7 protein-coding genes are annotated in these 7788 nt (G+C 35.5%); all 7 read left to right on the forward strand.

The window, feature by feature from the left end; genetic code table 11:
• The first annotated feature begins 41 nt into the window (after positions 1-41).
• The 7 genes from UMU13_RS10790 (at position 42) to UMU13_RS10820 (ending at position 7684) form a co-directional block, all read left to right on the forward strand.
• Positions 42-2924, forward strand: coding sequence for a molybdopterin-dependent oxidoreductase (locus UMU13_RS10790; protein WP_328219059.1), 2883 nt, complete (start codon positions 42-44; stop codon positions 2922-2924).
• 19 nt (positions 2925-2943) lie between these two features.
• Positions 2944-3567, forward strand: a complete 624-nt coding sequence (locus UMU13_RS10795; protein WP_328219060.1) for a 4Fe-4S dicluster domain-containing protein — start codon at positions 2944-2946, stop codon at positions 3565-3567.
• Positions 3568-3618: 51 nt separating this feature from the next.
• Positions 3619-4053 carry a hypothetical protein gene (locus tag UMU13_RS10800; protein ID WP_328219062.1) on the forward strand — a complete coding sequence of 145 codons (435 nt, stop codon included), beginning with the start codon at positions 3619-3621 and terminating at the stop codon, positions 4051-4053.
• A gap of 230 nt (positions 4054-4283) precedes the next feature.
• On the forward strand, positions 4284-5612 hold the full coding sequence (locus UMU13_RS10805) for a radical SAM protein (RefSeq protein ID WP_328219064.1): 1329 nt from the start codon (positions 4284-4286) through the stop codon (positions 5610-5612).
• 11 nt (positions 5613-5623) lie between these two features.
• Positions 5624-6310 (forward strand): TorD/DmsD family molecular chaperone, encoded by a 687-nt coding sequence (locus UMU13_RS10810; RefSeq protein ID WP_328219065.1) that lies wholly within the window; start codon positions 5624-5626, stop codon positions 6308-6310.
• A gap of 2 nt (positions 6311-6312) precedes the next feature.
• The gene (locus UMU13_RS10815) at positions 6313-7386 is read left to right on the forward strand and encodes an ATP-binding protein (RefSeq protein ID WP_328219066.1); all 1074 of its coding nucleotides are present in this window, start codon (positions 6313-6315) and stop codon (positions 7384-7386) included.
• Between the two features lie 166 nt (positions 7387-7552).
• Complete coding sequence (locus UMU13_RS10820) at positions 7553-7684, forward strand: hypothetical protein (protein ID WP_328219068.1); 132 nt, start codon at positions 7553-7555, stop codon at positions 7682-7684.
• Positions 7685-7788 lie beyond the last annotated feature (104 nt).

The raw sequence follows: 7788 nt of genomic DNA on the forward strand, positions 1-7788 counted from the left end.
CGGAACATACGAATAATTAATTGACAATAAAGGAGGAAAGAATGAGCACAAGAGATAAGCTGCTTAACGAGTCAAGCGTAAGTCGTCGTAGTTTTCTGAAAGGAATGACTGCAATTGGAGCCACTGCTGCTATATATGGATGTGGGGCAAGCGGTGAAGGTGGTCAGACGTATATGGAGGAGGCTGAAGAATCAAGGCCAAATGCTCCGGAAATAGGTGGTGCAGTTGTTGCTGGTGCAGCACCTCACAATTGCGGCGGAAGATGTGTAACAAAAGCTTATGTAGAAAATGGGGTTATAAAAAGATTTGTTACAGACGAAACACCTGACAAAAACTTAATTGACGGAAATGGAGAAGATAGCCCTCAACTCAGAGCTTGTGTAAGATGTAGAAGTAACCGCCAGAGATTTTACAGAAGCGACAGAATCCTTACACCTCTTAAGCAGACAGGAAATAGAGGGGATGTTAATGGATTTGTAAGGATAAGTTGGGATCAGGCAGCGCGGGAAATAGCAAATAAGCTCCAGCAGATAAAAATTGCATATGGGAAAGAAGCTTTGTACAATCATTACGCTTCTGGTGATGGCAATTCCATTGGAGGCGCAAGCTCGTCTTCTGGTCGGCTTCTTAATACTTGTTTAGGCGGCTACATGACTTATAGGAACGACTATAGCTGGCCTTCACTAGAGCATACAAGCTGGTTTTTTTTCGGCCAGAATTTTTACTTTCCTCCTGGAAAGTCAAGGCAGGATGCTTTTAATAGCGATGCTCTTGTGGTGTGGAGTGGTAATTATGCAGAGAGTATATGGGGAACGAATAGCAATTGGTATATGCAACAACTTAGTGAAATGGGGAAAGATGTAATAGTTGTTGACAGTAGATACTCAATGACAGCTTCTACTCAGGCTACTAAATATATTGCTCCGGTTCCCGGCACAGATGCAGCAGTAGCAGCTGCCATTATGTATGAGCTTATTACTCAAACATGGGATGAAAATGGCGTCAAAGTAGGTAATAAGCTTGATGAGGAATTTATCCTTAGATATACTCATGGTTTTTTTGATGATCATGCTTATGACAGTTATCTAAGTATCCCAAAAACATTCCATAATGATGTTGATAGGACGAAATATATAGTGCCTGATGGATCCTCTATGAGTGCAATGGTAATGGGTTCTGATGATAGGTTGGTTAAAGCAGGTCTTAACGGAGCCACTTCAGTTTATCCTGATAAGATTGGCTACAATAACTATAATCCACAGGATCCAAGTGACCCACTTAAAGCTGCTTTAGTGCCAATATATGGAAGTGAGCCAAAAACACCTGAGTGGGCAGCAGATATTTCAGGTGTACCCGTCTCTGAAATTAAAAAACTTGCAAATATATTTGCTACAAAGAAAGTCACATTATGGTTAGGCGGCGGATTTCAGAGGCAATCTGAAGGTGAGCAAGGTCCATTGAGTTGCTATGCTTTAGGGGCAATTACTAAAAACTTCGGAGTTCCTGGTAGACATGTTGGTGTATATGGGGACAGGAAGCCTTTATCTTTCACTCTGGGTATGCCTGGCGGCACAAACTCAGTGGCACTTGACCTTTATGACACTACAAAGCTTACAGCTCCTAACTATACACCTTTTATAACAAGGAATACTTTTCCTGTTTTCATGTGGCATGATATAGCCAAGTATGGAGGCACAGGTAAGTCAATGTGGAATGACGGTCAAACAAAACGTATACCTACCAAAATGAAAGCATTTATGAACTTTGGGGGTAATTGTCTAGTTAACCAGTGTGGTGATTATAATGTTATTTCTGAGATTATAAAAGATAAGAATAATATTGAACTTATTGTTAATTCAGATCAGTTTATGACACCTTCTGCAAAGTTTTCTGACTATATACTTCCTGCGGCAACGGCTTTTGAAAAAGAAGGTGCATGCGATGGTTGGCTTGCAGGTGACTCGCTAATATGTATGAATAAAGCTGTGGAGCCCCAAGGTGAAGCGAAACCCGATTATGAAATAGCATCACTTTTAGCTGATAAAATGGGAATGAAAAATGACTTTACTGAAGGTAAAACAGTAGATGACTGGAGAAGAGAAAGTGTAGTGCCTATACTTCAGAAATATAATGCAAATATGACGTATGAAGAGTGGAAAGAAAAAGGTATATTCAGTCTTGATGAATCATATGGTATAACAGACCCTTTAAAAGCATTTAGATCAAATCCTTCATCAAATCCTCTTATGACGCCTACTGGTAAGTTTGAGATATACAGCCAGGCCATGGTGGAAGACTATGAAGCAAGGGGATACGGTAATGATGATAACAGAATAACACTAAATGGTTCTTTACATGATGGTAAACAAACAGGTAAGTTTGTCTATGCAATACCAATGTTTATACCCATTTTGGAAGGTATCTTTGCTAATGGCAAACATCCAGACCCTCAAAACTTAGATAGTGAATATCCTTTGACACTCAATGGCTGGCATATGATGTATAGGTCACACTCAACACATAATAATAATGCCTATTTAAATGAAGTTTTTAAAAGAAGTCTAAAGGGCAAAGAAGCTTTTCTTGACTACAAAAACAGAGAAGTTGGTAATGTTTGGGATGATGGAGTATATGAGCCTGTAGTGATCAACCCTGCTGATGCAAACACTTATAAAGTTTCAACAGGGGATAGAGTTGTTGTTGCTAACCATAGGGGCAGTATATATGCAACTGCTGTCATTTCTGAAAGAGTCAGAAAAGGTATAGTAGCTATGGGACAAGGTGGGTGGTCAAACGGTGACAACGCCAAAGGTAGACCCGACATTGGCGGCAATATTAATAATTTGACAAAGCTTAGACCATCACGAATATGCCAAGGTATGACTCTAGGGGCAGATACTAGAGTCAAGATCGAGAAAGCATAAATAATTAGAGGAGGAAAAAATGGCTAATAAACAGATGGCATTTTATTATGATCAGAATAGATGTATGGGGTGTAACACATGTGTTGTGGCTTGCAAAGACTGGAATGATGTGAAACCTGGACCAGCGGATTGGCGAAATCTTACTGTAGAGGAATCAGGGGCTTTTCCTAACATAACTGTATTTAATCTCGTTATGTCATGTAACCACTGTACAAACCCAGCGTGTGTGGAAGCGTGCCCAGTGGGGGCTATTTTCAAAAGAGATGAAGACGGGGTCGTGATTGTAGATAGAAATGTATGTCAGGATTTGAGAAAATGTGTAGCGGTATGTCCTTTTGGTGCCCCTCAGTACGGGGACGATCAGAGTGAGCCTAATAAGAAAGCCGGTTGGGCAGTTGAGCACCCTGTGCAAAAATGTACATTTTGCTGGGACAGACTTGAAGAAGGCAAAGCACCGGCATGTGTGGCATCGTGTCCACAAAGGGCGCTTGATTATGGGACAGTTGATGAATTATGGGCTAAATATCCTAACGCACAGAAGACAGTGGTAGGTTTTCCAGATTCATCTACTGCACCTGATGGAACACCACTGAAAAAAGATACAGTTCCTAATATTTTATTTAATCCTAAGCAATATAGTTAATGAAAGTGAGCAGGCTTTGTGCCTGCTCATGACTCAAACAAGAGGAAAATGATGAGTGAAAAAGTAAGAGATCAGTTAAGTGACTTTAGACGTTCTTTCATGAAATGGACAGCAACTCTTGGCGCTGTTGCAACCACAGGATGTGGAGTTTTCGAAGATGATAGCAATTCTAGCAGCACAAAAGATTCTGACGGGAGGTCTCTATTTTCTTACGATAGATTAGTGTGGAATTCATGTAATGTAAATTGTGGCAGCAGATGCCCTTTGAGATTATATGTTAGAGATGGTCAGGTAGTTAGAGTCAACACAGACAATGAAAGTCCTGATGAATATGGGAAGCTTGGGAAAAACTATCAAATGAGATCCTGTTTCAGAGGTAGAACGGTAAGGCAAAGGATATATAACCCTACCAGATTTAAAAATCCAATGAAAAAAAAAGCCGGTACACTTAGAGGTGAGGGCAAGTATGAGAGGATAAGTTTTTGAGTCATTTATGCTCTACAGGATTGGATAAAATATGAAATAAAGATTATGTTGAGTTATATGCAGCTGTAGAGGATTTAAGGCTATTCTCCACTAACCACATAATGTCGTTTGGCTTTTTAAATGTCTTAAAGATGTTGAGGATAACAGTAAAGCAGACTTTTTTGTAGATGTTGCAAAATTGACAAAAGGATTACTTAAGTCATTAAAAGAAGATTTTATAGAAGGGTAATATGCTGATAAATTTAGATACAGAAAATATTGTTAAAGTTGGTGACAGACTTTTTTTTGAAGATGCCTTAACACATTTGAGGCCTTACCAACAATTAAGAAACGATATAAATTCATTAGGACTTGAAATTGCAGATTACGATGATGAATTAGCTGATAAAAAAAATTTATTAATTGATGCACTCAGGCAAAAAGGTGCTGAATTTAGAAATAACAATGCTAGTATTCATATAAATTTTTTGTCAAAAGCCTGTATAGAATGTAAAAAAGGTAACAAATCAATAACTTTTTTCTATTCACTAGCGTGCAATAGAGATTGTTATTTTTGTAGTAATAAGAACCAAGAAAGTTATGATTATTACGTGCACAACCAGAGGGATATACTATCAGAACTAGATCAGATAAAAAATATTGAAACATTAAGAGCAGTGGCAGTGACGGGTGGTGAGCCATTGTTAGATACAGAAAAATTATTCCACATACTTTCCTCTGTAAATAAAAAATGCCCAGTGGCTCACACCCGTCTTTATACAAATGGAGATTTAATAGATTACAATATTTTAGAGAATTTACAAAGAAATAATTTAAATGAAATAAGGTTTAGCGTCAAACCGGATGAAAATGGTAAATTAGATGAGAGTAAAATTCATAAAATTATTTTAGCTAAAAAGTATATCCCTGAAGTTGTTGTCGAAATGCCAGTTATACCAGGTTCTCTATATGAGATGAGGAATTTATTAGATGTTCTGAATAAAAATGAAATAACAGGCGTTAATTTGCTTGAATTTCTTTTCCCTTGGGTTAACCCGGAAGAGTATATAAAAAGAGGTTTCAAAATTAAAAATAGACCTTACAAAATCTTTTATTCTTATACATATGCAGGTGGACTTCCTATAAGTGGTAGTGAAGAAGAGTGTTTAGAATTGTTATTGCATGGGCTGGAGAATAATTATTCTATTGGCCTGCATTATTGCTCATTGGAAAATAAACTAACTTCACAAATCTATAGCCAAAATTCAGGCATCAAAACACTTCCATATGAAATTTTTTCTGACAAAGATTTTTTTATAAAATCTGCCAAAGCCTATGGCAATAATGCTAAGCGAGTTAAAAATACATTTGATAAATGTCAGAAAAAAATATTTTATAATTATAACCCAGAGTTGGGAACAATTGAGTTTAATCCTAAAGATATTAAAAAACTACAACAGGATATTGAAGTAGCGGTTAGCTATAATATTGTTGAAGAACAATTAAATCAAAAAGTATTAAAAGAAATAAAATTGGATTTAACATACCCCAGAATTTTTGAAATAGAAAACGATATATAAGGAGTTTATAAGTGGTGGATACTATTGAAGTCAATAAAGGAAGAAATGTAGTTTATAACTTTTTATCAAGAAGTTTGTGGGACATCCCAGATACCAAATATTTAGATATGCTTGAAAACTTGCATTTAGATATAATTGAAATGCTGGGAAATAATGTTGAGGATGATTTGCAAAAAGCTGGTGAGATTTTTGAATCGTTTAGCCGAGAAAATTTATTGCGGAATGATAAAAATAAGAGTGATATAATACTTAATCTTTCAAAAGAGTATACAAAGCTTTTTTATTTAGGTTCGCACAGTGTTCCTATTTGTGAATCTGCGTATTTGTCTACGATGAAAGCCTATATGCAGGAACCTTGGGAAGAAGTAAAAAGAGTTTATGCTGAGAATAAGTTCGTGCCTCAGAATGAAGGAAATAAACCAGAAGATCACATTTCTTTTGAATTACTTTTTATGAGTTATTTGTCTAATAAAGCTTCAATTGAAGCTGAACAGGATTGTAAAGATGGATTATTGGAAATTTACAAAACACAGCAAAAATTTATGGAAGAACATTTATTAAGATGGATTGATGAATTAAGCGAAAAAGTTTTGAGCCTAGTTAAAGAAAGGAATTCTTTATACGCTGCAGTTATATTGTTATTGAGAGGGTATTTGCACGAAGACTATAAATTCTTGCTCGGGGAGTTAGACAACTAAGAATGAAAACCGCGTATAAGTTATTAGATAATTTAAACAAAAACATTAGTTATGTTAATCATTCTTGTCTAAGGTTCAGACATAAAAATAATGGATGTAACAAATGTATTTCTAATTGTCCTTCAGGAGCAATTTCCCTTTCATCATATAGAAAAAGAATCAATATTGATTGGAACAAATGCTTAGGTTGTTTGAGTTGTTCTACAATATGTCCTACTGAAGTTTTTTGGCCAAAAACTGGAGAAATAAAAAATTTTATTGAGAGTGCATTTAATTACTTAAAAAATTGTAATAATCTGCGTGTAGCATGTAAAAATAGCAAAAAGTTTATAGAAGCGGATGAAGTACTTTATGTCCCCTCAATGCTAATGATAAGCCATGTTTATTTATTAATGTTTACATATAAATCTTTGAAAGAAATAGATTTTATTGTTAGTAATTGCGACCAATGCGATATATCTAAATGCAAAAATCATTTAAGTGTAGAAATAGAAAAATTAGAAAATGCACTATTATTGTTTGGTAGAGATATGCCAAAAATTGGCATATATAATGCTGAAAAGTATGATAAGTCCAAACATATAAATGACAGAACAATAAAAAACAATACTTTTGTCACCAGAAGGGAAATGTTTGGTTTGCTTAAAAAGAGAGCGAAAGATAGTTTAGGTTCATCCTTTAGTATGCTAGAAAATAAAGATGACCAAAGGATGGATATAGCAGAGAACTATAGATTGCCCAAAAAAAGACAATTGCTCTTGGATTTATTGGATAGGATAGATCAAAAAAAACCTGATGTATTAGAAAAAAAAGCAAATTTATCTTTTTTGGGGTTTACTGAAATTGTAATAGATACTGAAAAATGTACAAAATGTGAAGTCTGTACAAAAATTTGCCCTACAGGCGCACTCCATGCCGGATGCAATGAAAAAGGTGAAAGTAAGATATTTTTCATAACTGCATATTGTGTTAATTGCGGTCTTTGTGAGATATCATGTTTAAATAATGCAATATCAAGAATTGAATTGGTAGATATGAAAGAAATCAGTAATAAAAATAGACTATATTTGAAATAATGAATAGTCTGATTTTTTTATCTATCCAAATAAATATATGAGTTAAATATCTATGATAAAGCGAAAGAATCTGCTATACAAAAGCCGTATACCTTTGTTTGATCATGCTATAAATCATATAGAAGGGTGTAGTCATGGTTGTCAATATCCATGCTATGCCTTTTTAATGAAACAAAAGTTCTCAAAACACATAAGCAATTGGGATGACTGGATTAAACCTAAATTGGTTGAAAATGCCGAAGAAATCCTTGAGAAAGAGTTAAATAGAAAACGTGAGAAAGTGCATATTCCGGCTTGATAGAGCCAGGTGTCCGTTATGAACTGAGCCACCCTTCCGGAACTGAGAGCCAGTCAATTCCAGAAGGAGAGCCAGCATTAAATTAAAATTTCCAGGCTTTTAAT

Source organism: Flexistipes sp., assembly GCF_036172515.1.
Classification (GTDB): domain Bacteria; phylum Chrysiogenota; class Deferribacteres; order Deferribacterales; family Flexistipitaceae; genus Flexistipes.

Excerpts from the sequence above, each read along its gene's own strand:
- UMU13_RS10790 (WP_328219059.1), top strand. The coding sequence starts at position 42 with ATGAGCACAAGAGATAAGCTGCTTAACGAGTCAAGCGTAAGTCGTCGT.
- UMU13_RS10795 (WP_328219060.1), top strand. The coding sequence starts at position 2,944 with ATGGCTAATAAACAGATGGCATTTTATTATGATCAGAATAGATGTATG.
- UMU13_RS10800 (WP_328219062.1), top strand. The coding sequence starts at position 3,619 with ATGAGTGAAAAAGTAAGAGATCAGTTAAGTGACTTTAGACGTTCTTTC.
- UMU13_RS10805 (WP_328219064.1), top strand. The coding sequence starts at position 4,284 with ATGCTGATAAATTTAGATACAGAAAATATTGTTAAAGTTGGTGACAGA.
- UMU13_RS10815 (WP_328219066.1), top strand. The coding sequence starts at position 6,313 with ATGAAAACCGCGTATAAGTTATTAGATAATTTAAACAAAAACATTAGT.
- UMU13_RS10820 (WP_328219068.1), top strand. The coding sequence starts at position 7,553 with ATGAAACAAAAGTTCTCAAAACACATAAGCAATTGGGATGACTGGATT.